This is a genomic window from Paludisphaera rhizosphaerae (assembly GCF_011065895.1).
Taxonomy (GTDB): domain Bacteria; phylum Planctomycetota; class Planctomycetia; order Isosphaerales; family Isosphaeraceae; genus Paludisphaera; species Paludisphaera rhizosphaerae.
Window position 1 is genome coordinate 98644 of record NZ_JAALCR010000019.1, and the last position, 24365, is coordinate 123008.

22 protein-coding genes are annotated in these 24365 nt (G+C 66.3%); 8 read left to right on the forward strand and 14 right to left on the reverse strand.

Features of this window, described 5'->3' with window-relative positions:
- Positions 1-99 precede the first annotated feature (99 nt).
- A complete protein-coding gene (locus G5C50_RS22500) occupies positions 100-645 on the forward strand; it encodes a BON domain-containing protein (RefSeq protein ID WP_165073182.1) in 546 nt (181 codons plus the stop codon).
- 79 nt (positions 646-724) lie between these two features.
- On the opposite strand, the gene G5C50_RS22505 is transcribed toward G5C50_RS22500, so the two are convergent.
- Positions 725-1933, reverse strand: a complete 1209-nt coding sequence (locus tag G5C50_RS22505; RefSeq protein ID WP_165073184.1) for an acyltransferase family protein — start codon at positions 1931-1933, stop codon at positions 725-727.
- Between the two features lie 102 nt (positions 1934-2035).
- Positions 2036-2929, reverse strand: coding sequence for a ThuA domain-containing protein (locus G5C50_RS22510; protein WP_165073186.1), 894 nt, complete (start codon positions 2927-2929; stop codon positions 2036-2038).
- Between the two features lie 376 nt (positions 2930-3305).
- On the opposite strand from G5C50_RS22510, the gene G5C50_RS22515 reads away from it, so the two are divergent.
- Complete coding sequence (locus G5C50_RS22515) at positions 3306-4091, forward strand: PEP-CTERM sorting domain-containing protein (RefSeq protein ID WP_165073188.1); 786 nt, start codon at positions 3306-3308, stop codon at positions 4089-4091.
- A 110-nt stretch (positions 4092-4201) separates the two neighbouring features.
- Here G5C50_RS22515 and G5C50_RS22520 read toward each other — a convergent pair whose 3' ends face one another.
- The gene (locus G5C50_RS22520) at positions 4202-4741 is read right to left on the reverse strand and encodes a lipocalin/fatty acid-binding family protein (RefSeq protein WP_165073190.1); all 540 of its coding nucleotides are present in this window, start codon (positions 4739-4741) and stop codon (positions 4202-4204) included.
- Positions 4742-4895: 154 nt separating this feature from the next.
- Here G5C50_RS22520 and G5C50_RS22525 point away from each other — a divergent pair, with 154 nt between their 5' ends.
- Positions 4896-5195, forward strand: a complete 300-nt coding sequence (locus G5C50_RS22525; RefSeq protein ID WP_165073192.1) for a polyhydroxyalkanoic acid system family protein — start codon at positions 4896-4898, stop codon at positions 5193-5195.
- On the opposite strand, the gene G5C50_RS22530 is transcribed toward G5C50_RS22525, so the two are convergent.
- The gene (locus tag G5C50_RS22530; RefSeq protein WP_165073194.1) at positions 5174-7336 is read right to left on the reverse strand and encodes a LamG domain-containing protein; all 2163 of its coding nucleotides are present in this window, start codon (positions 7334-7336) and stop codon (positions 5174-5176) included. The two genes, G5C50_RS22525 and G5C50_RS22530, sit on opposite strands and share 22 nt — an antisense overlap.
- Before the next feature lie 32 nt (positions 7337-7368).
- Positions 7369-8124 (reverse strand): Uma2 family endonuclease, encoded by a 756-nt coding sequence (locus G5C50_RS22535; protein ID WP_165073196.1) that lies wholly within the window; start codon positions 8122-8124, stop codon positions 7369-7371.
- A 219-nt stretch (positions 8125-8343) separates the two neighbouring features.
- On the opposite strand from G5C50_RS22535, the gene G5C50_RS22540 reads away from it, so the two are divergent.
- A complete protein-coding gene (locus G5C50_RS22540) occupies positions 8344-8934 on the forward strand; it encodes a LemA family protein (protein ID WP_240907318.1) in 591 nt (196 codons plus the stop codon).
- A gap of 5 nt (positions 8935-8939) precedes the next feature.
- Positions 8940-10736, forward strand: a complete 1797-nt coding sequence (locus G5C50_RS22545; protein ID WP_240907322.1) for a DUF2207 domain-containing protein — start codon at positions 8940-8942, stop codon at positions 10734-10736.
- A gap of 279 nt (positions 10737-11015) precedes the next feature.
- Here the strand turns inward: G5C50_RS22545 and G5C50_RS22550 are convergent, their stop codons facing one another.
- Together G5C50_RS22550 and G5C50_RS22555 are read right to left on the reverse strand one after the other, a co-directional pair.
- Entirely contained in the window at positions 11016-15011 is a 3996-nt protein-coding gene (locus tag G5C50_RS22550; protein ID WP_206107808.1) for an NB-ARC domain-containing protein, read from the reverse strand.
- The gene (locus G5C50_RS22555; protein ID WP_165073204.1) at positions 15008-15781 is read right to left on the reverse strand and encodes an esterase/lipase family protein; all 774 of its coding nucleotides are present in this window, start codon (positions 15779-15781) and stop codon (positions 15008-15010) included. Before G5C50_RS22555 ends, G5C50_RS22550 begins: the two co-directional genes overlap by 4 nt.
- A gap of 182 nt (positions 15782-15963) precedes the next feature.
- Here G5C50_RS22555 and G5C50_RS22560 point away from each other — a divergent pair, with 182 nt between their 5' ends.
- Complete coding sequence (locus G5C50_RS22560) at positions 15964-17415, forward strand: hypothetical protein (protein WP_165073206.1); 1452 nt, start codon at positions 15964-15966, stop codon at positions 17413-17415.
- Between the two features lie 42 nt (positions 17416-17457).
- On the opposite strand, the gene G5C50_RS22565 is transcribed toward G5C50_RS22560, so the two are convergent.
- The gene (locus G5C50_RS22565; protein WP_165073208.1) at positions 17458-18162 is read right to left on the reverse strand and encodes an MBL fold metallo-hydrolase; all 705 of its coding nucleotides are present in this window, start codon (positions 18160-18162) and stop codon (positions 17458-17460) included.
- Positions 18163-18708: 546 nt separating this feature from the next.
- On the opposite strand from G5C50_RS22565, the gene G5C50_RS22575 reads away from it, so the two are divergent.
- Complete coding sequence (locus tag G5C50_RS22575) at positions 18709-20196, forward strand: hypothetical protein (RefSeq protein ID WP_165073211.1); 1488 nt, start codon at positions 18709-18711, stop codon at positions 20194-20196.
- 15 nt (positions 20197-20211) lie between these two features.
- On the opposite strand, the gene G5C50_RS22580 is transcribed toward G5C50_RS22575, so the two are convergent.
- A complete protein-coding gene (locus tag G5C50_RS22580) occupies positions 20212-20466 on the reverse strand; it encodes a hypothetical protein (RefSeq protein WP_165073213.1) in 255 nt (84 codons plus the stop codon).
- Positions 20467-20629: 163 nt separating this feature from the next.
- Here G5C50_RS22580 and G5C50_RS22585 point away from each other — a divergent pair, with 163 nt between their 5' ends.
- Entirely contained in the window at positions 20630-21061 is a 432-nt protein-coding gene (locus tag G5C50_RS22585; RefSeq protein ID WP_165073215.1) for a hypothetical protein, read from the forward strand.
- A gap of 1 nt (position 21062) precedes the next feature.
- Here the strand turns inward: G5C50_RS22585 and G5C50_RS22590 are convergent, their stop codons facing one another.
- The 5 genes from G5C50_RS22590 to G5C50_RS22610 all read right to left on the reverse strand — a co-directional run bounded on the left by G5C50_RS22590 (position 21063) and on the right by G5C50_RS22610 (position 24360).
- Entirely contained in the window at positions 21063-22148 is a 1086-nt protein-coding gene (locus G5C50_RS22590; RefSeq protein WP_240907319.1) for a dihydrodipicolinate synthase family protein, read from the reverse strand.
- A 124-nt stretch (positions 22149-22272) separates the two neighbouring features.
- Positions 22273-23319 carry an NAD-dependent epimerase/dehydratase family protein gene (locus tag G5C50_RS22595; protein WP_165073217.1) on the reverse strand — a complete coding sequence of 349 codons (1047 nt, stop codon included), beginning with the start codon at positions 23317-23319 and terminating at the stop codon, positions 22273-22275.
- Positions 23320-23329: 10 nt separating this feature from the next.
- Positions 23330-23563 carry a zinc ribbon domain-containing protein gene (locus tag G5C50_RS22600; protein ID WP_165073218.1) on the reverse strand — a complete coding sequence of 78 codons (234 nt, stop codon included), beginning with the start codon at positions 23561-23563 and terminating at the stop codon, positions 23330-23332.
- A 28-nt stretch (positions 23564-23591) separates the two neighbouring features.
- Positions 23592-24050, reverse strand: a complete 459-nt coding sequence (locus G5C50_RS22605; RefSeq protein WP_165073220.1) for a type II toxin-antitoxin system VapC family toxin — start codon at positions 24048-24050, stop codon at positions 23592-23594.
- 1 nt (position 24051) lies between these two features.
- On the reverse strand, positions 24052-24360 hold the full coding sequence (locus G5C50_RS22610) for a hypothetical protein (protein ID WP_165073222.1): 309 nt from the start codon (positions 24358-24360) through the stop codon (positions 24052-24054).
- Positions 24361-24365 lie beyond the last annotated feature (5 nt).

The window sequence follows — 24365 nt, forward strand, 5'->3', positions numbered from 1 at the left end:
CGACCGACTCGGTTGGTATGCTTCTTGCCCGTGAGGAGTACGATCGGCGCGGCCCACCCGCGCGCCGAAATCGAGTCATCGCGAAAAGGGAGTGTCCAGATGAGTGGTATCAGGCGATTCGGCGCGGCGGCGACTCTCGGAGCCATGCTGGCGGTCGGCGGGGCCTCCGCCTGGGGGCTGCAGGAACCGGGACCCATCGAGCGCGCCGGCGCGTCCCTCGACGAGGCCGGTCGATCGCTCCGTCAGGGGCTTGAACGCGGCTTCAACCGCACCCGCGAGGCCGTCCGCGAGTCGTTCGAGCGGACCCGCGACAAGGTCAACGACATGAGCATCGAGGCCCGCGTCTACGGCCGCCTCCACTGGGACAAGATGCTGGAGTCCAGCACCTTCGACATCTCGTCCGAGGGGCCCGGAATCCTCACCATCCGCGGCTCGGTCCCCAGCGCCGAGGCTCGCAAGCACGCCGTCGACCTGGCCGCCGACACCGTGGGCGTCACCCGCGTCGTCGACCAACTCGCCGTGCAGACGACCACCCGGACGATCGAGAGCGAAACGGCCCCGGCCCCGGGCTCGACACCGGCCACGCGAGTCCGTCCCGCCCCGGCTCCACGAGCGACGCCGGCTCCTGAGCCAAAGCCCGAGTGACCGACACCGCTCGATCGCTTGTGACGTGTCGAATGCACCGACGCCCGGCTCGACGCCGGGCGTCGTCATGCGCGGGCTATCACACCCGCAGGAACGTCTTCGTCCGGTAGAGGTGATAGAGGAACAGCCACTTCAGGACGAGCACGCCGATCGCGCCGACGATCGCCGCGACGGGCGCGCTCATCAGCGCCATCGTCCCACCCAGGAAATACGTGCGGATGTCCGGGAACTTCACGATGCTCTGGACCACGTAGATCGTGATGGCGTTCATGCCGATCACGACGAAGAAGAAAGACCACCCGCGCAGCTTCCAGACGTCGATCACCAGGTAGAACAGCCCCAGCAGCACGAGGCTGAACCCGCCGGCGACCAGGACGAAACTGCTGGTCCACAGGTTCTTGATGACCGGGAAGACGTGCCCCCAGCCGTAGCCGGCCGCGACACAGAGCACACCCGCGCCCAGCAGGCCGAGGGCCTTCATCCCGGGCTTACGCGCTGAGAGGAGCCACTCGCCGGCCAGCACTCCCAGGAGCGCCGTGGCGACGGCCGGGATGGTGGAGAGCAGTCCCTCGTTATCGCCCGTGCCGTAGTAGCTCGGCATGATCCGTCCCGGCAGGACGTGGCGGTCGACCCAGCCGACGAGATTCGTCGCCTTGGAGTAATCGCCGCGCATGTGGGTCTCGGGCGCGGGGACGAGAGCCAGCAGGGCCCAGTAGCCAAGCAGGATCGCCACGGCTGTGATCGCCTGCGTGCGCACCGAGGTGAACAGATAGAGAAGCGAGGCGACGCAGTAGCAGACGGCGATCCGCTGAAGCACGCCCACGTATCGCAGGTTGGCCCAGTCCCACTTGAGCGCGCCGTTGTAGATGAACGCGATCACGAGCATCAGCGCCGTGCGGCGGAGCGTCCGCCAGAGGGCGTGGCCGCGGGGGCTGTCGCCGGTCTGGTACTTCTTCAGCGAGAAGGGAACCACGGTCCCAACGACGAAGAGGAAGAGCGGGAAGATCAGGTCGTAGAACCGGAACCCTTCCCACTCGACGTGCTCGAACTGTTCGCCGATCGTCGCCGCCTGGGGCGTGTCCCACCACTTGCAGAGGGCGCGGGCGAGCGCGTCGCCGCCGATGATCCAGAACATGTCGAACCCGCGCAGGGCGTCGATCGAGACCAGCCGTTCGGGCTTCGGCGGCGGCTCGGGCGTCGCAACCGCCGGCGCTTCGGCTTCGAAGCCCGTCGCTTCGGGATCTTCGTTCAGATCATCTCCAATCGGCTCGGTCGCGGTGCTGGACATGCAGGCTCCCCCATCGTCGGGCGTCGTTCACCACGCCGATTGTAGCGGGGCGGAGGGCGCGGCGTCGATCGCTCGCCCCTCCGCGAGGGCTTGCGCGTCTGCTTACTTCGCGGCGGTCGGAAAGTCCGCGGGGACGGGGAGGGTGACCGCGCCGGTGGCCGCCCATTCGCAGGAACGGGCGATCAGGGTGCGGAAGTCGGCGGCGGCGACGGCGCCCAGGTCGTCGGCCGTGGTGTGGCCCATGACGTTCGTGACCACCCGGCCCTTGCCGAAGGGGATCGCCCAAACCATCGGCTCATTGGTTCCGGTGCCGCCCTTGGACGGGGCTGAATATGCGGTGGCGAGCACGTCCATGTCCTTCGCCGGCCCGCGCTGGCCGTGGTAAAGCTCGTCGATGGCGTGCGGCCAGATCGGCGGCAAGCCTTTCATGATCGGGTGATCGGGCTTGCGGACGAGGACGGCGAAGGAGTGCCGCGCGCCGTGGCCGGCCCCAGGCCCCTCCCCCTTCGGCGTGCGGACGACCTTGCCGGCGTCGTCGATCGTGAGTCGATCGCCGTACTTGGCGTCGCGCCAGCCCAGGCCGATCATCTCGTTGTAGGCCGGCCAGTCGGGGAAGGCGTTGTTGGCCGCGTGCATCACCACGAGGCCGCCGCCGCCGGAGACGTACTCCTCAAGCGCCTTGCGGACCGGGGCCGGCCAGGAGTCGCCGTTGTAGTTGGTCAGGACGACGTCGTACGCCTTGAAGTCAGGTCGGAACGAGTCCCAGGCGGCGGCCGGGGACTTCTTCGGCGGCGTGGTCGCGACGCCCACCTCGAACCGGCCGGTCTTCTCCAGGTCGGCCTTCAACAGCGGCGTGGTCGTTTCCCAGACGTGGTTGTTTTGCCCTTCGATGAACAGGACCTTGACCTTCTCCGCAGCGTCGGCGTTGGCAGCCGTTGCGATGAGAAGGGCCGCCCCGATCGCCGTCGCCGCTCGCACGATCTTCACTCGCGACATACTCGTCGTCCTCCATTTCCTGAACGTCCTGTCGGTTTGAGCCGTCTCCACGATACCGGACCAGGTTCGTCACGCAATCGGACGTCGGCTGAGGCAAGCCCCGTCCGGACGGCCGAGGCCGGGGATTCACGTGTCGTCGAAGACGAACAGATCGAGGCAGGGACGCGGCGATTCATCGTCGGTGATTCATCTCATCATCATCACGGTCACGCCGATGTGCGTAAATCGCATCGATCATAGACGGATCATTGCATTGCCATGTAACGTCCGTGCGTGGGAGCGAAACGCCGCTGAAGTTCTCCCCCCCCAGTTCGATTCTTGTTCCGATTTCAATGATCGCGCCCGTTGATTCGAAACCCGCGACGCCGCGGATTCCTTGGCCGCCGATGTGCTCGGCGCGAACGGATCCAAGAGCGACCAACGAAGGTTGTCGTCGTTGTTTGACGGATTGACGGACTCATCGAGGAGATGGTCGACGATGATTATTCAAGGCAAGTCCGCGTTGCGCCTTGGCGCATGTATTCTGGCAATGGGATGGGCGTCGTTCGCCCGAGCAGATTTCGTCTACTATTCGTTGCGGACCTCGTTCGACGCCGCCGCCCCTGGTACGACTCTGGAGAATTTCGAGAACTCCCACTCAAGCAGCGCCCTGGTTGACGGGCCGCTCGATCAGACCACCAACAATATTGCGTTCCATACCGGCGAGATTATCCCGAACTTGCGGATCACGAGCGTAGGGAGTTCGACGGGAGATTTCTACGTCAACAATTTCTACGCGTCGACTATTCTGTTGACGGTCAACCGGAGTGATAACTTCGCTCGGCTCGACTTCTACCAGAGCGCGATCACTCAGTTCGGAATAGATCTCTTCACCAGCAGCTCCGGTGGAGACTATACCGTCCGGATCTACGGCAACTCGGGTCTACTTGACACGAAGACGGTTACTTCGAGCGGCTTCTTTGGGTTCACGAGCACCGTGGGCGTTACGCGGGTGGAACTCCAGGCGAACTCCTTTGAATCGTTCGACAACATCGCCATCGGCGGCGGCATCAGCGCCGAGGCGGTTCCCGAGCCGACCAGCCTGGCGTTGCTGGGTCTGGGAGCGGGTGGTTTGATGATCCAAGGCTGGCGTCGCCGTCGCGCGACGACCCCCGCCTGCTGATCTCGATCGTCCGGAGCCAGAAAACGACGACGCCTCGGCTGGTCGCGACGAAGCGCGGGCCGAGGCGGGCGTCTTTTTTTTTCGATGCGTCGTCTCAGAGCGACGGGTTGTCACTTGGTTTCGCGGGTCAGCTCGAAGGCCATGTTTTCCTTCTTGGCCCCCTGGGTGGACTGCCAATCGGCCTTGACGCGGGAGTCGGACTGGAAGTCCAGGACCAGGCCGCTGATGTGGAGCCCCTTCTCTGAGTCAATGTTCGAGCCGCCGTCGAACACGAAGACCAGGTGGTCGGGCTTGGACGCCGCCCGGTCGAGCTTCAGCCTCGGCTGATTCTGGGCGGCGCAGTAGTGGGTCATCTTCAGGTCGTCGCCGTCGAGGTGATAGACGGAGATCATCTCCATCTTGGTGCCTGGCGAACTGGTCTCGACCAGGGCCGAGCCGGCGCCGGTGACCTTGTACTGGACCTGATCGTTCCCTTCCTCGTTGCAGGGCGTGCCCAGGTTCTTCCACTCGCCCGCCATCGTCTTGAGGCGGTCGAAGGCCGCCTTCGCCGTGACCGGGCCGTCCTTCTTACCCTCGTCGCCAGCGCCCAGGGCGGACGCGACCAGGCTTGCCGACAGAACCAGCGCATTGAACGCGAAGAGTCGCCGCATGAGAACCTCCCCCTATAATCCGTTTTGGGAACGCGTTTCGTATGACGAACCGACCGTCCGTGGTCACCGCTCCGGTTGCTCCGTCGCCAGGGACAGGGAAACATACAACCGTGGTGTACGGGCGTCAAGTTTCGGTGGGAGGAATTTCGAAAATATGGCTCAGTTGAACATGTCGTTCGAGCATGGCCAGCCCTGGGACGCGGCGCGAGCGAATTTCGAGTCGTCGATCGAGAGGGCTCGGCAGGAACACGGGCGCTGGATTCATTCGGTGACGTGGTCGGAGGATCGGACGTCGGCGAGGCTGGCGGGGCCGTCCTACGAGGTCGTCCTGAATCTGGACCCAACCCACGTTCGGGCGCAGGGCAAGATCCCGCTGGCGCTCAAGCTGCTGGAGCCGGCGGTGCGACGGTTCGTGGAGCGGACGTTGCGGGATCAGCGGCCGGAATCGGCGTAATCACCTGGAGACAAGCCCATTCGGGCGTGTTCGGCGACCTCCAAGGCCGAGAGCGCTCGATCGTAGACCGCGACCTCGTCGAGCTTGCCCTCGAAACTGTCCGCGTGTTCGGCCCGGTCTCCGAGCGTGAATGCGGCAAGAGTACCGCGGGGTGCGGGGACGGAATCGGCGTCGGCTTCGACGTCGAGCTTGCCGTCGAGGAAAACCCGCACCTGGCGCCCCTGGCGAACGAAGGCCAGGTGATGCCAGGTTTTGGCGGTTGCGTCGGCTTTGCCGATTGCTGGGCGGTCGTTCTTCGGGTCTCCGTGGGTGAAGACGAGTCGGTTGGGCGGGGCGCCCTCGGCGTCTCCCGAGATGACGACTGCGTCGCCCGGTCCCCCGTCGCGATTCTGTTCAAACAGGACGCCGGCGACGGGTCGACGGGCGGGGTCGAGTCCGTTCCAGAACCAGAGGTCGATGGAATAGACCTCGGGCGAGACCGGCAGACTCGCTGTAATCGCTCCTCCCGCCAGGTGGTTGGCGCGGTTGACTCCGCCGTCGGCGAGGCGGAATCCAGGGAATTCGGGACCCGGGAGGAAGAGGGCGACGCCCCCGCGGCGGGTCGCCGACCATTCATGTCCGGTCGCGTCGAAGGCCGAAGCGCCGTCCATCTCGTCGAGTCGCCAGAAGGCTGCGGGGCGCGAGGCGAGCACGACCTTGGAGTAGGGCGTGACGAGGGGCTCTTCGCGACGCCGAGGACGGCCGGCGACGCGTTCCAGTAGTTCGAGCGCCGCGTCGACGATTCGAGGCTCGGCGTGGACTTCCAGCCCGGCGGTGCGTGCCGGCCAGGTCGTGTAGCCGCCGAGTACGTGCTGTTCAGGGGGTGGGATGTAGCCCTCGGAGCCGTTGGCCAGCTCGATGTTCATGGTCAGCGGCAGGGGGCTGCGGGCCTTGAGCTTCAGGCCGGTCAGCGCGTAGACCTCGTCCGGGATGGCGACGATCCCCAGCGCGCCGATGCGGACCGCCTGGAGCTTGAGCGTCCGCTCGGGTTGCTCGTCGATCAGGACGGCCTCGCGGGCGTAGACTTCGGGGATGCTCTTGGGCTGGCGGTCGCCCATCGCGGCGACGATCGGCCGGGCCCATTCCAGGCGATCGGCGTCGGGCGTGCGACGCCGGAGCGTCATCGTGGTTTCGGCCATCGCCAGCGATGGCCTTTCGAAGGACTTGATCGACTGCACCGCGCGCAGGGCCGTGTCGGCGACCTGGTCGGCGTAGGCGTCGAGGCCGGGGTCGGCCTTGGGTCGGCCGTAGTCCATCCAGTGCTGGTCGCCGCTGGTCCCCTGCGACATGATGCAGACCGGCGGCGGACCATCGGCCGCCATCCGCTTCGCCAGCGTCGAGGCGAACCGACCGTAGTAGTCGGCTGAGACAGGCGTCGAGCCGTAGTAGTGCATCGAGTAGTTCGCCAGCACGGCGATCGGTCGGCCGCCGGGCTCTCGGATCATCAACACAGTGAGCGCGGGGTCGGATGGACCGGAGGGGCCGATCACGTCCGGGTTCACGTAACCGGGGTGCATGTGCGCCCGGACGGTTTTGTGGCCGAACGGGTCGTCGATCATGCGGTCGGGCCTTCGGATCCAGCGTCGGGTGTGGGTGTGATCGGGATCATCGACGACGCCCCAGCCGGCTTCCGCCGGCGCGAGGGCCGCCGCAGCGCCTTCGATCGCCTCGGCGATCTTGCTCGGGAGGCTCGCCGCATAAGTTGGGTCAAGGGGCGTCCCCAGCGCGCCCATGACCGAGGGGGCGGTGTGCGTGTGCGTGGCCGAGACGAGCATCCGATCGAAGGCGATCCCCGTGCGACGAGCGGCGATCCCCTTGGCCTCGTCGATCAGTTCGCGGGGCATCATGCAACTGTCGACGACGACGATCGCCAGTCGGGTCGAGCCGTCGTCCAGCACGAGGCACCGTGCGGAGAGTGGGTCTCGGACGGTGTTCGCCGTCGCCTGGAGGAAGCCGCCGTTGACGATCACGGGGAACGCCGTCGGCGAAACGTCAACCACCGTCGCTCCCGCGCGGAACGCGACGGCCTCCCCAGCGCTCGCCGTCGCCGCCGTCACCAGGATCGTCGCCAGCGTCAGCAGTCTTCGAATGGTCGTGCTCATTCGGATCGTCCCGAGGAATGTCGACTTCGACTCTAATCGACCGACTCGCCAAGTTCGCGCAGACGTTGCGCCAGGCGTTCGGCGCGTTGTTCGGCGGCTTCTCTCTCAAGGCGTTCGGCTTCGGCGCGTTGTTCGGCCGCTTCCTTCTCGCGGCGTTCGACCTGGGTCTGGCGTTCGGCGGCCTGGGCCCGCTCGCGTTCGGCGATGGCGGCCTCCTGCATTTCCAGGGCGGTTTGGAAGGGGGAGCCGTCGGGGTGGTAGATCCGGAGGCTCTCCGGGCCCTCGCCGGGGACGAATCGGACGCCCAATCGTGGGCTGACCCACCCGTTCAGGTCATCGATCTTTCGAAGCCGTCCGTCGCTTCTGAGCCAGCCTTGCAGGCCTCCCTCTTCGGGGTCGTAGACGTAGTATTCCTCGACGCCCAGGTCGTCGTAGGTGCGGAACTTGCGGGCCATCTCGACGCCCCGGTTGCCGGGCGAGAGGACTTCGAAGACGACCTGAGGCGCGACTCCCCCTTCCTCCCACTGGCGGTAGGAGCCGCGATCCACCTTCGGCCGGCCGAAGACGACCATGGCGTCCGGGGCGATCCGGGCTTTGGGGGTCCCTTCCTCGTAGTACCAGAGCAAGTCGCCGGCGACGAAGACGTCGGGCCGGTTGCGGAAGAGGAACTCCAGGCCTTCCTTGATGAGGACGATCCAGCGGAACTGAACGGTGTTCTCCGACATGGGCTCGCCGTCGTCGTCGGGGTAGAGGTCCTGGTCCTGCCGGGTCCGTAGGGTCGTGCTCATGGTCGCGTCCGCCTGACGTTCCGGGGATGTCGTCCCGCCTGCGCGCCAGTATGGCGTGGAAACTCGTACAGAGCAAGGCGACCGGCGCGATCCCGATCCAATCCCGCTCTCGATTCCGCGAACGACTTCCTGAACCCTCTTCGTCCGGGGATGGCGGCGGAATACTATGGTGGGACGTGGTGGATTGGATCGGTCCGGCAAGCGGGAAAGGGGCGTTGCGTGACGGTGCTCTGGATCGTGGCCGGCGTCGTGGCCCTGGCGCTGGTGTACCTGGCGTGGACGTACAACCGGCTGGTCAGCCTGAGCCGTCGGGCCGACGGCGCGTGGAGCGACATCGACGTCCAGCTCAAGCGGCGGTGGGACCTCGTCCCAGCGCTCGTCGAGACGGTCAAGGGCTACGCCCGGCATGAGACCGGGACGCTGGAGAGCGTCGTCAAGGCCCGCACCGACGCCACCCGCGCGGCCACCGTCCCTGAGCGCGGCGAGACCGAACGCGACCTCGCCGGCGCGGTCGGCCGTCTCTTCGCGGTGGCCGAGGCTTACCCCGATCTGAAGGCCGGCCGGAACTTCCAGGAGCTGCATCGAGCCCTCGTCGACATCGAGAACAATGTCCAGTACGCGCGGCGGTACTACAACGCCGTGGTCCGTGATCTGAACACGTTGATCGAATCGTTCCCCTCATCGCTGGTGGCCTCGGCGGCCGGGTTCACTCCCCGGGGCTTCTTCCAGATCGAGGAAGGCGAACGCGCCACGCCCCGCGTCTCCTTCGACGCCTCCGCGAAGCCCGAATCCGGGGAGGCACGGCCTTGACGAGGATGCACAACAGCCTGGGCGTCCGCGTGGCAGCGCTGGTTCTGGCGGCGGTGCTCGCAGGCGGAGCGTCCCAGGCCCAGGCCCAGCTTGACGACGGCTGGTCGATTGCCCGCCTCGACGTCGACGTCGCGATTCACCCCGACGCCGGCCTCGACGTCGTGGAGACCATCGACGCCGACTTCGCCAGGGCCAAGCACGGCATCCTCCGCGAGATCCCCGTCCGTTACGCCGTGGGCATGCACCAGTACGCCCTGCGCTTCCGGCTGCTGGGGGTGGACGACGGCGAAGGGCGGACGTGGCCGGCGTCGGTCTCTTATGAGTCGAACCTGGTGAAGATCAAGATCGGCGACCCCGATCGCGTCGTTCGGGGGCGGAACCGCTACCGGATTCGATACCACGTCCAGCGGGCCATCCTCTGGGAGGGGAATCAGGCGTGGGAGGATGGCGGGCGAGCCGTGCTGCGCTGGAACGCCACGGGGACCGAGTGGCAGGTGCCGATCGCGCATTCCGTGGTGACGGTCCATCTCCCGCGCGACCTGAACGACGCCCAACTGGCCTACGACGCCTGGGTCGGCCGCTACGGCGCCAAGGGCCGCGACTTCCGCAAGCGACGGATCGACCCCAGCACGATCGAGTACGAGACCGGCCCCCTGAACGCCCGCGAGGGGATCACCGTCGAGGTCGTCATGCCGTCCGACGCCGTCGCCCGGCCGGGCTGGACCACGCAACTGCGATGGTGGCTCGTGGACAACTTCCCGTACGCCGTCTTCCCGATCACCGCCGCCCTCTGCTTCTTCGCCTGGCTCACCAAGGGCCGCGACCACCCCGGGCTGGGGACGATCGTCGTCGGCTACGAACCCCCGGACAACCTCACCCCGGCGGAGGTCGGCACGCTGATCGATGAGAAGGTCGACCTCCAGGACATCTCGGCCTCCATCATCGACATGGCCGTCCGCGGCTATCTCCGCATCGAGGACGTCGCTCGCGGCGGCTGGTTCTCCTCGGGGAACGACTACCGATTCATCCGTCTGAAGGGGCCTTCCGGGCTCAAGCCGTTCGAGAAGCGGCTGTACGACCAGATCTTCCAGGGCGGGGCCGACTCGGTCTTGCTGAGCGAGCTTCGCGAGGAGTTCTACCCGGTCCTGCCGGTGGTTACCAACGAGCTGTACCGGACGCTGAGCAAGAACCAGTACTTCGACGGCCACCCGGAGAACGTCCGCACCGGCTTCCTGGCGTTCGGCCTGGTCTGCGTGGCGGCGGCGATCGCCCTGTCGGCCTTCATCCAACTCGCGCTGATCGACCGGATCTTCTTTATACCCGTGATCGTCGCAGCGGTCCTGTCGGCCGCGTCGGTGGTGGCGACGAGTCGATATATGTCGAGGAAGACGCGCAAGGGGCGGATCGCCTGGGAGAAGATCGCCGGCCTGGAGGAGTTCATCCGCCGGGCCGAGGTGGACGAGATCCGCGAGCAGGAGCGGCGGGGCGTCTTCGAGCGGCTCTTGCCGTACGCGATCATCTTCGGCCTCTCCGACCGCTGGGGCAAGGCGTTCGCCGACCTCTACCGGACGCCCCCCGACTGGTACCGCCCATCCAACCCGGACGACTTCTCCACCTGGGTCCTGATCAACGACATGGACCGTTCCATGTGGATGATGAACCGGACCTTCCCTACCCAGCCCCGCGCCCAGATCGAAACCGGCTCCGGCCGAGGCGGCGGCTACAGTTGGTCCTCCGGCGGTTTCGGCGGCGGCGGCTCCTCCGGCGGCGGCTTCGGCGGCGGCGGCGGCTCCTCCTGGTGACCCCGAACCAACCCGCCGCGACGGCTTCGTTCGCGCGACGGGCCTGGGATTGACGTCGCTGTAACCATGATTCTCACGGGTTGTTGCGTCGATTGTTTGGGTTCAGGAATTGGCTTCGAGCGGCAAGGAAACAATCAAGTCCACTGCCCCAAGGGCCGTTCTACGGGCGGTATTCCCGCTCTTGAGTTCCTCTATAAATAGTCTGGGACGCGGCAGGCCATTTGTGCGCGAATTCCATTCTGGTTGGTCGGTTTTCCGCCCTCTCAATCCCCGCTTCCGTCAGGGCCACCACCGGCCTACAGCTACGATCGTTTCTGCCAGCCCTTTCATCAATGGTGGGCCATCGATCGCTTCGGGACTCGCCAAATATTGCATGAACACGCGCGAAATCAGATCGCTTCTCAGGAGTGGAGGAGAGCAAGAACGGGTTTGTTCATGGAGGTAGGAAGGCCAGTGATGGCGGTACTGCTTTGATACGGACTCACGATTCATCCCCGTGAGGAGAGGGAGGACCGCAGCTGATTCCTCAATGGAGCTTCCACTATCTTCCAGGGAGCAGGTCAGGTCCGCGATACGGGCCTGGATTGAAGGCTCCGGGAACCGGGCCAGCTCCTGCAGGATCGAGCCGCGAAAGTAACCTCCGCGCACCTCGGAGGCGGTCATGAGGGCCTCGTCGATGGCGCGAACTTGCCAGGGACCGCACAAGCAGTTGGCCAGTTTCACAAGTGTTCGTGCTCGCTGCGGCTTTTCAGGGATGCTCAACGCGTCATCGATGGACTCGTCAAAAACGTGGACGCGTCGCTGGTCGCCCAACTCGTGGGCCAGGGTTGCTAACGTCGTGACGCGATGCTCGCCCCTGGGCATGCTCGAGGCTGCAACGAGGGCCGCATCGAGGGCGCGGCCCCGCATCGTGCCATCCAGCGTGGCGGCCAGCGCCTTGAATGCCCGGAAGCGGTTATAGGGACCAGGGATTGCCGAGGCGGCTTCGGACGCGTCGGCAATCGCAGAGGTTCGCTGCGGTTCACTCAAATCCGGAATCAAAGCCGCCAGGATCTCCACGCGGGTATGCTCATTACCGATCGTTGAAGCCGTGAGCAGGGCGTCGTTGAGGATGCAGGCTCGATTCGGCTCGCTCAATCCTTCGGCCAGAGCGGTTAAGGCGCTGGCACGCGGGGGGGCATCGCTGATACTCAGTGCGGAGTCGACTGCGAGGCGACGCTGGTGTTCGTTCAGGAAGGGGGCCAGCCCTGATAAGGCCTGGGCACGGCGACATTCATTTTCGATGTCGAACGCGGCATCAAGGGCGAGGTCTCGCTGCCGCTCGTTGAGCGAAGGGGCTAACGTCGTCAGCAGTTTGGCGCGATGATGAGGGTTGGCGATCGTCGAAGCTGCGAGGAGGATTTCGTCGAGCTTGCAGGCCCGCTGATCGGCGTTCAAGAGCGGGATCAATGCGATCACCGCATCTGCAAGCTGTTGTTCATCGTGCATCGTCAGTACGATGTTGAGGGCGTGGCCCCGTTGCTGCTCGTCCAGTAATGGGGCCATCGTTGCCAGGAGTTGGGCGCATCCGGACTCCTCGCGAGCCGCTAGCGCGATGGCGAGAGCGTTTTCGAGAGCGTACGCTCTTGCTTCGCCTTCCAGTCTCCGTGCCAAAGCGATCAAGGCCCTCGCGCGGGTCTGCTCGTCGCTGATGGCTGAGGCGGCCTTAAGAGCGCATTCCACACGGGAGGTATCCAGCATGGGTGCCAATGTTCTCAATACACCGGTATGGGAGCCGTTACTTCTCATGCCTGTGAGGGAGGCGAGCGTTGCGTCGACGGCCATGAACTTCTGGGAATCATCCAGCAACGGAATCAACCGAAGCAACGAACCCACGCGGGAAGTGGCATGGGTGATGGCCAGTGCGGATTCGAGCGCAAGTCCGAGGATATGCGCCCGTTGCGAGTTATCCAGCAAGGGGATCAGATTCATCAGCGCTTCGATACGTCCGTCTACTCGCGCGATGGCAAGTGCCGAACCAAGCGCGGATTCGAGAGCGGTGGCTCGGTGCAGGTTGTCGAGGGTTGGAATTAATTTGGCAAGAATGTGAACCCTGGCCTCTTCTTTGGGGATGGCCAAGGCTGAGGGGAGGGCGGCGTCAAGAGCTCGTGTCCTCTGTTGTCCGTTCAGGATAGGGGCCAACAAAGTCAATACATGGGCACGCGTGGTCGCTTGGGGAATAGATAATGCGTGGCCGAGGACGGCATCGAGGACGCGGGTTCGTTGTGGGTCGTCTAGAAACGGCGTTAATTCGACGACGACTTTCACGCAGGATATTCCTGGAGTGACGGTCCGTGTGGATTCAAGGGCTGCGTCGATCGCGCGGCCCCGATCTTGGCCGTCTAGCAGTGGTGCCAACCTGATTAGTTCAGAGGCGCGCGTCGATGCGTCAGTGATGGTCAAGGCGGCGGCGAGGGCGGCGTTGAGAGCGTATGGCCGCTGTTGGTGGTTAAGCGCCGGTGCCAGTATCGCCAACGCCTGGACGCGTCTTTCCTCCGTGCGGATGGTCAGTACAGATTCGAGCGCGCCCGATAGCTGCGCGCTATTTAACAGCGGAGCCAAACTCGCGAGCGCTTCGATCCCACGATGTCCGCCGATGATGGGGAGCAAGTTTTCAAGGGCTTCTGCGATGAGCGAGCGTTTCACCGCCGGTCCGAAGTGGGAGATGAGGGCGATACGCGACCTGACTCCTTCGGCTAGGTCGGGACAACAACGGGCGTACGTCAGGGCAGCTTCGGCCGTCAGTGTCCCCGAATCGACGGCGGCTTTCAGAAGCTCGAACGGAATTACGGAGCCTAGGGTGGAAGCCCGGATGAGCGAACAGCGAACTTGACGGATCATGGCGGCTGGGGATGGGTCGCTGGCGAATTCGTCGTCGGCGAGCTGCCAGGCGCGTTCAACATCGGCGAAGTAGCCGGAGAGTTGGCCGAGGCGGAGACGCGCCCGATGCCAGCCGTTCTTGCCGGCCTCGTCCTCGGTCCAGAGAAGGACATGAATTTCGTCGAAGCGGCCGGCTTGCTCCAAGTGCCAGATCAGGTGGTCGTAGAGGTAGCCGTCTTCAGCGACGGCGTGCCAAGGGACGTCGGCTCGGCCGCGGGAGAGATCGAGATAGCGGCCGTGCGCATCGGCGAGGTCGAGGCCGAGGCCGGGGAGTTCGAATGCCTCTTTGGGTCCGGTCGGTGAAGTGAGTAGGTGGATTGCTTCGTGGCGCAACAGGTCGTGAAGGCGGTACGTGGGCGTACCGTCGGGGAGGGGGACGCCTGGGGCTAGAAGGGACTTGTCGTGGAGGTAGCGAAACGACTTGCGGGCTTTGGGGAGATCGCAGGTCCAAAGGCGGGTCAGATGTTCGGGGATTACGGATGCGTCCTCTTGGAACACACCCAACCAGGCGAATCGCTCGCGTTCTTCGCTGGACATTCTCCTTAGGCCGACGCGGAAGCTAGCACGGACGCTCAGGTTGAGACGTCGCTGATCTGATTCGTTCTTCTCCTCCGTGCCTGGAGGTTCCAGGATCCGCAGATCGGCGACTTCCTTCCGGAACTCTTTCAGAAGTTCGCCCCATGGCACGCCGCCGTTAACTTCGGAGGCGGCCAACGCCAACGCCAGGGGCAGGTTGCCCAACTCTTCAGCCAGTTCTGCTGCGAGGGCTTCTTCATTGGCGCGTAGCGGATGGGTCAACCTCTTGTCGATCAACTCGCGGGCCTCGGCGGGCGACATCGCACCCAGCTTGATCGGCGCGACGCCGGGAACGGCCGAGGCGTCGCGGGTGGTGACGAGAAGCCGACTGGTCTTGTCGACGACCCGAAACGGCTCCAGGTGCTCGGCCGCCCAAGCGTCGTCGACGACGATTAGGGCTCGCTTGCCTCGTAGCAGGCTGCGCAAACGCGCCGAGGTGGGGGCAGTCTCTCGAGCCTGATAGGCAGAGTCCCCGAAGAAGTGGACCAGATCTCCGAGCCAGGCCAGGCGCTGAGGCTCGGTCGATTCCTCTCCCAGAGTCAGCCAGAAGATCCCGTCCGGGAACGCCCCCGAGTCAGCCAAGCCTGTCACGACACTTGCCGCCAGAGCGGTTTTGCCGACACCTCCCAGGCCGTGGAGAGCGCTGATGACGGCTGTCGACGAGGCTGGCGTTTCGCCTTCCAACGCCTTGCGGATTGCGTCGGCCGCATTGGAACGCTCAACGAACTCGGGCGATACCGCTGGAAGCCCCTCCACACGCGACTGGCGCGGAGGGGTCACCGAGGGTTTATCAGGCACTCCTTCACGAGCCGTCGCACCCGCTTGTATAGCAGGGCGTCTCGCGAGAGGGGCTTGCAGATGGAGAGGTGGTCCTCGTCGAGCGGGACCGGAACGACGCCGGGGAGGCCTGGGTCGGCGCTGCGGTCGTCGACGACGATCACGCCCAGGCCCTTCCAGCCCGTGACCTTCTTCTCGCAGTAAGCTTGGGTCTTGAACCGGGTGAAGGCGTGATTGCGATACCACCGATTCAATTCGAGCAGGCGAGGATCGTTCGCCTCGAGATCCTTGACAGCGACAGTGGCCAGGAAACGTGTGAGGAACTTGACGTAATTGGCTAAGTCGGCTCCTGTATGGGGTGTGGAGATGAAGCAGATTCCTCTCGTCGCATCGGCGATCGCTTTCCAGCGTACGTCGCCGAAATCTAGGCCGTTTCGGATCATCTGCTTGACCAGCAGCCCGCCCATGCTGTGGGTAATGAACACGATGGGCTTCGCGCCGATCTCGTCTGCGTCCAGCAGGGCTAATGCGTGTGTCGCCCGATCGACCAGGGGCATTGCGGTCCCCTGCCAGGCGAACTTGGCGGCGTCGTAGCCCAGCGACCAGACGCCGAGGTTTGGGAAGTCCTTGGCGATCCACTCGGGCCAGAACGTCCCCGGCTTACTTGGGTCGGCCATCCAGTAGTCGCGTGGGTTGCCGCCGAGGCCGTGGACGAAGACGACGTCGCCGACGCGGTCGTCGCCGGCTTCGGAAACCTTGACCAACTCGCTCATTCGCTCCCGACCTCCCGCTTCACGACTTCCGAGGCCAGCCTGCATGGAATCGACGCGTGATCCATCATAACGTCGGTTGAGCGTGGGAGAAGCGAATCGGTGGTTGCGTCGTCGCGTCCGCTCGCTTACAAGGGGCGGGACGATTGGGACCAGGCGACCACTCGGCGGATAGGACCAGGCTCATGCTCGGCGCGAGATCATTGCGGACGTTTCGGGGTTGGTCGGTGATCGTTGGGGCGGCGCTCTTCGCCCCCGTCGTCTCCGCGAGCGAGCTGCATGTGGGGGCGGCTGGGGTGAGCATCACGCCTGATCGGCCGGTGGCGCTCTCCGGGCAGATGCACACCCGGATTTCCAGGTCGGTCCGCAGCCCGGTCGTCGCTAACGCGCTGGCGCTGGAGTCGCGCGAGGGGGATCGGGTTATCGACCAGGCCGTCATGGTCGCCTGCGACCTCGTCGCGATCCCGGGTCCGATCCTCCGGAGGTCCCGCGAACTCGTCGGGGCTCGAATCCCCGACTTCGACGCCGCCAAGCTGATTCTGAGCGCGACCCACACCCACACGGCCCCCGTGCTGGAGGAGGGTTTCTACGAGATCCCCAAGGATGGCGTGATGCAGCCCGGCGAGTACGCCGACTTCCTCGTCGCCCGCGTCGCCGACGCGGCCGTCGCGGCGTGGCGGGCTCGCAAGCCGAGCAAGGTGGGCTGGGGATTGGGCCACGCCGTCGTCGCCCAGAACCGCCGATCCATCTACGCCGACGGCCGCTCCGTGATGTACGGGGCGACCGCCCTCCCCGACTTCCGCGGCATCGAGGGCCCAGAGGATCACGGCGTCGAGGTGCTGTTCGTCTGGGACGAGGCGGGCAAGCTCATCGCGACGGCCGTGAATCTCGCCTGCCCCTCGCAGGAGGTGGAAGGCGAGTCGTCGGTCGACGCGGACGCCTGGCATGAGATCCGCGAATCCCTGAAGGCCCGCCACGGCGCCGACCTCGTGGTGCTGGGCTGGACCGGCGCGGCGGGGGACCAGTCGCCACACCTGATGTATCGCAAGCGGGCCGAGGAACGCATGCGAGCCCTCCGCAAACGCTCTCGCCTGGAGGAACTGGCTGCGCGGGTCGTCGCCGCCTGGGACGAGGCCCACGAGGGGGCGAAGCAGGAGGCCGTCGCCGGGGCCCCGCTCGTCCACAAGGTGGCGTCGCTCGACCTCCCCCCTCGGATCGTCTCCGAGGCCGACGCAGCTTCCGCCGCCGAGAAGGTCGCCAAGCTCTCCAAGGACCCAGCCAACCGCCGGCTCGTCCTCTGGCATCAGGACGTCGTCGACCGTCGCCGCCAGCAACAGGCGGGCGAGGCCCGGCCGTACCGCATCGAGATGCACGCGCTGCGGCTGGGCGACGTGGCGATCGCGACCAACCCCTTCGAGCTTTACACCCAGTACGGCATCCAGATGAAGGCCCGCAGCAAGGCCCTCCAGACATTCATCATCCAGCTCGCCGGCCCCGGCACCTACCTCCCCACCGAACCCGCCGTCCGCGGCGGCGGCTACAGCGCCATCGCCGAGAGCAACCAGGTCGGCCCCGAAGGCGGCCAGGTGCTCTCCGACAAGACGGTCGAGATCCTCAACGCCATGTGGCCGGAGTGACCGGACGTCGATCACCGCCGTCCGGGCCGCCGGCTCAGGCGATCAGGACGTCGCAGGCCACTTCGCCGCGAACTTGTCGGAGGCGTCGGCGGGGATCGGTTTGCCGTGGCCGAAGACGGCGGTTCGGAAGTTGAGGGCGGCGAGTTTCGCCAGGCTGCAACGGCCTTCGGCGAGGTCTTCGTAGAGGGGGCTGAGGGCCAGGCCGAAGGCGTTGGCGGCGGTGTCAGCGGCGATCAGGACGCCGCCGTGTTCGGGCCAGAGCAAGGCGATCTGGCCGGCGCAATGGCCCGGGACGTGGATCGCGCGCAGGCCGCCGGGGAGCGTGTCGCCGTCGTTCACGTCGTGCTCGATCTCGGCCGGCTCGACGGCCGTCGGGGCCTTCCCCACCAGGAACTTGCAGACGAACCAGTTGAACAGCCCCGGCGCGGGGTGGAGGGGGCGGATGCACTCGCCCTTGCGGACGAGGGCGGCGTCGACGGGGTGCATGAACGCCTCCGCGTCGACGGCCCGCTTCAACTCCGCGAGGCTGCCGGAGTGGTCGCTGTGGCAGTGCGTGACGAAGATCCGCCGCACGTCGCCAGGCTTCCGGCCGATCGATTCCACCGCCCCCAGGATCGTCGGCACGCTCCCCGGGATACCGGTGTCGATGACCGTCAGGCCGTCGCCGCGGCCGTCGTCCAGGAGGAACGCGTTCACGAACGAGATCTTCGCCTGCCACAAACCGGGGACCACCTGTTCGACGCTCATCTCGTTCGGCTCCTTGATCCCCGGATCACGTTCGCGACGCACAGGGCGATTGTACGGGCCCTGGGAAGCGGCTCGGATGGATCGCGAGAACCATTGCGCCTACAGTAGAAGAAACACGCATTGCGCGGTCGTCGCGCGGAAGGGATCGTGAGATGGGGTTGCTTGGGCCGGTCGCCGTTCTGGGCGGGTTCATCCTGGTGGCGACGTTCTTCGTTCTGTGGAATTTCCGGGGGCGTGGATTCGGCGAGCTGATGCCCTGGCGGCGTTCCGAGCCGCGCCCGGGGAGCGGGCCGCGCAAAGCGCGCTGAGCGGTCGTTCGCATGATCGCGACTGCGGCGGTTTCGCCGGTTGGGGCGTGCGTGCGACGACTCCCCGCTCCGCTTCGGCCGATCGTCTGATCCCCCCGCGCCGGCGATGCCGATGGGAGATTCGGCGTCGATGGGCGGCCCCGATCTCGGACGGCGGGCGAGGCGAAGGTTCATGGAAGGGCTCGATTCGGAGCCGACGACCCGGGCAGCCTCTTCGAGGCCCTCGCGACGGTTCGCCGTGCGACGCGATGGGACGCGGCCGGGATCGTCGTCTCGCCTCGATATGGTCTGCTGGACGATTGCGACCGTCGGTCTGGCCCTGTGGCTGCGGTCGGGGCCGAACGCGCGGTTCGCACCGTTGTTCGGGCTGGTCGCGCCGGGCCTCCGATGGGCGGTGAATGCGGACTATCGCCGACGCATTCGCCGATGGGTCGCCGAGGCGTGGGAAGACGTTGAGGCGTGGTCGCGCGGAGCTGATTCCATCCCCTGGCGGGCGGCGCTGGCGTTCGCGGTCGGGCCGTATTTTCTGCTTCAGGCCGTCAACGGCGCCTCGCTGGGGACGTTCGACACCCGGCCAGTGATTCCGACGACCGTGAGCCTTGTGCGGCAGGGCGACGTCGACCTGCGCGAGTTCGAGGCGATGCGGCCTCCCCTGCTCCGGGCTCGCGACGACTCGCTCTTGTATTGCTTCCAGGACGTTCGGGGCCGGCTGGTTTCATCGTACCCCTCGGGGATGGTCCCGTTGGCGCTGGCGACAGTCGCGCCGGCTTATTTGCTGGGGGCGGACCTCGATTCGGCGGCGACGTTCCGGCACCTGGAGAAAGGGACCGCGGCGGCCGTCGCGGCGCTGGCGCTGGGGTTGTTCTTCCTGGCGGCGACGCGGTTGGGGTCGCCCTGGGGTGCAATCGTGACGACCGTCACGCTGGCCTTCGCGAGCGGCCTGCTGACGACGGTCGGGTTGGGGCTTTGGCAGCACGGGGGCGTTGTGACGTGGCTGCTTGCGGCCCTGCTGGTTGAGTTCGCCGCGAAGGGTTCGCCCGGCCGGTGGGCCACGGCCTTTCAGGGATTCGCGCTGGCCCAGATGGTCGCCTGCCGGCCGACGGCCGGGCTGGTCGTCGTCGCCTTCGGCGTGTGGGTCCTCGTCCGGTCGCCCCGGCGCGGCTTGTGGCTGGGGCTTTGCGGTGTGGTCGGCCTGGCGCCGTGGTTGGTCTTCCATCGGGTCGTCTATGGGAACCTGATCGGCGCGGGGACGATCGCCTCGCACACGCATTCGGCCTGGTCGTTCTTCGCGCTCGAACCGATGCTCGGCGTGTTGTTCAGCCCGGCGCGGGGGCTGTTCGTGTATCAGCCGTGGGCCCTGCTGGCGATCGCGGCGATCTTCGGGAGCCGCCGCGGCGACGCCGGCCCGGCCGGCTGGCGAAGCTTCTGCCTGACGGCCGTTGCGCTGCACGTCGTGCTGGTCGCCGCCTGGTGGGAATGGGCCGGCGGCTACTGCTACGGCTCGCGATTGCTGACCGACGTCCTCCCGCTCCTGGCGCTGGCGGCGACTCCCGTGGCGGCCTCGCTGATGCAACGCAGGAGCGGTCGGGCCGGGCTCGCCGTGATGCTGGTGGTCGGGCTCCTCGTCCAACTCCCCTGCATCACGAACGAGGCCCATCGCTGGAACCTCGTCCAGCCGCGCGACCTCTGGGGCTGGTCGACCGCCCCGTTCTTCTATCGGGGGTGATGGGCTTTGGACGTCCTATACCCGGATAAACAGACGCAACAGCCGCCAGACGGCGCTGACGAGCAGGCAGGCGAGGCCAAGGTAGACGAGGAAGCCGGAGAAGCCCACGGACGACTGCTCCTCCAACCGCTTTTTGATCTCCCGATCGCTCATCCGAGGGTCGATCCACTTCGCCGAGGAGCGATTGGACCCGAAAATCGCCCCCGATATCGCCCCGAGGATCAAGAGCAACAGACCGACCGCGAAGAGATACCAGGGAACGGCGATCATTGTAGAAGGGAACTCCCCGTTCTGCCTTCGTAGGCGCTCGCCCGCGGCCGATTCGGCTCGTACGGTAATGGCAGGCTTGCGAGGCCGCAAGCGGATCGAGGGATGACGACCGGAGCGCCGTCCAGGTCGCGTTGGGGGCGAGCGACGGCAGGAGGTTGGACTGATGGATCCCAAGGCGCCGAAGCTACAGCACCCCGTCCGTGCCGTGGTTATCGTGGCCGTGTTCGTCGCCTTGGTCGTCCTCGTCGGCACCTGGACGGTCGACGTCCCCGGGGGCCGCCCATCGCCTTTGGTCGCTCTGATCATGGGCCTGGGCTACGGCCTTTTCCTCGGGGCGGTCTCCGTTGGTTGGGTGCTGGCCCTCGACTTGCCGGTGATGCGCTGGTGGTGGCCCGTTTCGTCTCTGCCACTGGCTTGTGTGGGGGGGACCGCCTTTGGGTTGGCGAACGGGGCAGACGTCTTCTCGGGTTGGTTTCCGATTGCCTTGCGGGCGACTTACTTCGTGCTCATGTTGTGGTTGCTGGCGGGCGGCCTGTTGGCTCTCGCCGGCTGGTGGAGGTATCTGCGACGGCGAGGAATCGTCGTCAAATGTTGATCTACGCCAGCCAATCGTCGAGGTGTTCGCGGACGAAGGCGTCGTCGTTGAGTTCGGGATAGGCCTGGTAGACGCGGTCGATCTCCTCGGCCTGGCCGGGGCTGAGGGATTCGGCGGGGTCGAGGCACCAGAGGCCTTCCAGGAGGCCCTGGCGGCGGAGGACTTCGTGGAGGCCGGCGATGCAACCGGCGAAGCCGTTGGCGGCGTCGAAGAAGGCGGCGTTGCTGTCGGTGACGGCGACGGCCTTGCGGAAGAGGTCGGCCGGGATGGGGGAGTCGCCGGTCGCGAGGGTGCGGCACTCCCGCAGCAGCTCGACGGCGCGGAGGGTCCAGACCGACCAGTGGCCGAGCAGGCCGCCGACGATCCGGCGCTCGACGGGACGGCCGGCCACGTCGAACCGGAAGGGGGTCAGCAGGTCGAGGACGATCTGGTCGTCGTTGCCCGTGTACAGGGCGACGTCCTCGCGCCCGGATTCGGCCACGGCGCGGACGACGTCGAGGGTGCGATACCGGTTGAACGGGGCGATCTTCACGGCGGCGACGTTGGGGATCTCGGCGAACTCGCGCCAGAAATCGTACGAGAGTTTGGGCCCGCCGACGGCCTCCTGGAGGTAGAAGCCGACGAGCGGGATCGCCTGGGCGACTTCGCGGCAGTGGGCCAGCCGCGCGTGGTCGTCGTCGCGGGCGAGGGCCGCCAGGCTGAGGAGGCCGGCGTGGTATCCCAGGTCGCGGAGGGTGCGGGCCTCGGCCGTCGCCTGCGCGGTCCGGCCGCAGATCCCGCCGATCCGGACGATCGGCTCAGGGCGATTCGCCTGGGCCCGGTCCATCTCCTCGGCGGCGAGGGCCAGCACCGGCTCGAACAGCCCGTGCGCCGGTTCGCGAATGGCGAACTGCGTTGTGTGGACCCCGACCGCCAGGCCCCCCGAACCAACCTCCAGGTAATAGCGGCACAGCGCCCGCTGGCGGCGTTCGTCCAGCTTTCGCGCGGCATTCAGCGCCAGCGGCATGGCGGGGATGACGACGCCTCGGTTGAGGACGTCGCGGAAGGTTGAGGAGGTGGTCGGTGCCATCGTTCGTCCCGTCAGCATGTCGGTGATCTTGCGGTCGGATTCACGTCCGACGAAACGACTTCAGAGCGACGCCGATCCCCCCTCATCCGGCCCTTCGGGCCACCTTCCCCCGCGAGGGGGGAAGGCCGTTATGGGTCGGGTGTCAGAACCGTCCGTCGCGGACTTCGAACTTCGTCGGCTTGCCCAGCGACTGGCCGCCGCGGGCGATCCAGTCGGCCGTCCAGCGCATCAGGCGGTCGATATCGATGCGGGGCTTGCCCAACTGGGCGATGGTGCGGCTGGCGTCGTTCAGGAGGGCGTCGGGGGCTTCGGCTCCCTCGAATGTCACCGGCTTGTCCATGAGCCGGCCGAACACCTCGGCCAAGTGGCGGACTTCCAGGATCTCGGGGCCGGTCGCGTTGACGATCCTCGCGGGGCTGGCGGCAAGCTCCAGGGATTGGAGGGCCGTGGCGTTGGCGTCGCCCTGCCAGACGGCGTTGAGTCGACCCATCGCCAGGCCGACGGGGCGGCCTTCGTACACCTTGCGGGCGAGGTCGGCCAGCACGCCGTAGCGCATCTCGACGGCGTAGTTGAGGCGGAAGAGGACCGTCGGCGTCCCCTGGGTCAGGCTGAAGTGCTGGAAGATACGCTCGCGGCCCAGGCAGCTCATCGCGTACTCGCCGCGCGGGTCGGGGGCGTCTTCTTCCTTCGAGCCCCCCTGCTCCGGCCGGGTCAGGCCGTAGACGTTGCCCGTGGAGAAGGCGACGACCCGGCTGTCGCGATAGCGCCGGGCGGCCAGCGCGGGCGTCAGGCAGTTGACGGCCCAGGTCATCGGCTCCTGGCCCGTCGAACCGAACTTCATCCCGGCCATGAACACGACGTTGGGCGCGTCGGGAAGGCGGTCGACCTGGGCCGGGTCGAGGAGGTCGGCGGCGATCGTCTCCACGCCGAACCCTTTCAGCCGCTCCGCGAGCGACGGGTCGGAGAACCGGGCGACGCCGATCACCCGTCGTCGCGACCCGGCCTCATCGAACGCCCGCCTCGCCATCCGCGCGAGCGTCGGCCCCATCTTGCCGCCGACGCCCAGGACGAGCACGTCGCCGTCGAGCCGCGCGAGGGCCTCGATCACCGCCGGCGTCGGCTCGCTGAGGAGATCTTCCAGGTGCTCGACGTCTCGGATCGAGTCGAGGCGATCGGCTGGGCTCGGCATCGTCGCTCCTTTAGAACGTCCACCGGTAGACGACGTACAAGCAGGCGATCACCCCCACGATGATCCACCACGGCTTCCGCTCGTAGGGCGCGTCCTCACGCGAAAGGTAATTCCCGCAGTGAGGGCACTGCACCGAATCGCCGAAGACGTCGCGCCCGCAGTACGGGCAAGGGTCGAGGCCGTCGTCGTCCTCGTCTTCTTGCCATTCGTCGTCGTCTTCATTGTTCCATTCGTCGTGGTGCATAAGAAACCCGGCGGCTGCGTTGGTTGCGTCAGGAGTGGCTTGCCGGATCTTCCACGATGAGTCCCTCGGCGATCGCGGCGGCGTTCAATTCGCGATCTGCGGAGACGAACGTCACCGGGCCGAGGTCTGCCTCGCGGTTCAAGCGGTCGATCTCAGTTGCCGCGGCCAGTTGAACTGGGTCGTAGGCCCTCAATCGACGCTTGCGGGCGAGGATCATGGCCTTCTCGATAAGGGCCGGAGGTGTTTCCAGGATGTTGTAGCGGTTCTGCGTCAAGTGCCGTCGGAAGTGTCCAAGAATGGCTCCGGACTGGGCGCCGGACAGGCCCTGCCTGCGGCTGACCGCGGCGAAGATCTCGACGGCCGTAATGCGAGCGATGTAAAGCGAATGCCCGGCTTTGGGGGCCGTGATTAATAGCACCCAGCGGGTGCCAACCTCTTTGACGTGCCGCTTGACGAGCGCGCTGGAGTCCAGGAAATAGTCTCCCACGTCAACGGCGCTCGCGGATGATGTCGGCGGACAGCGGCTCGCCCTCGATCTCGATCGGTCGGTCTTCGGGATCGTCGAGATCGGACGAGGCTTCGGCCGGCTGGGTCATCAAGCCCATCTCCATGAGACGTCGGTGGAGCGAAGCCTTCGCGGCATTCCGTTCGTTCGACGTCGCCTGCTCTTCCGGCGGCATCGTCACCCTAAGGCGTTCGAGAGCGTCCTCCACAACCTGCGCTTCGGTGGCGTAACGTCCGGCGCGGACGACTTCGTGGACGAACTGTGCCAGATCCTTCGACAGATGGATGGTCATGATGC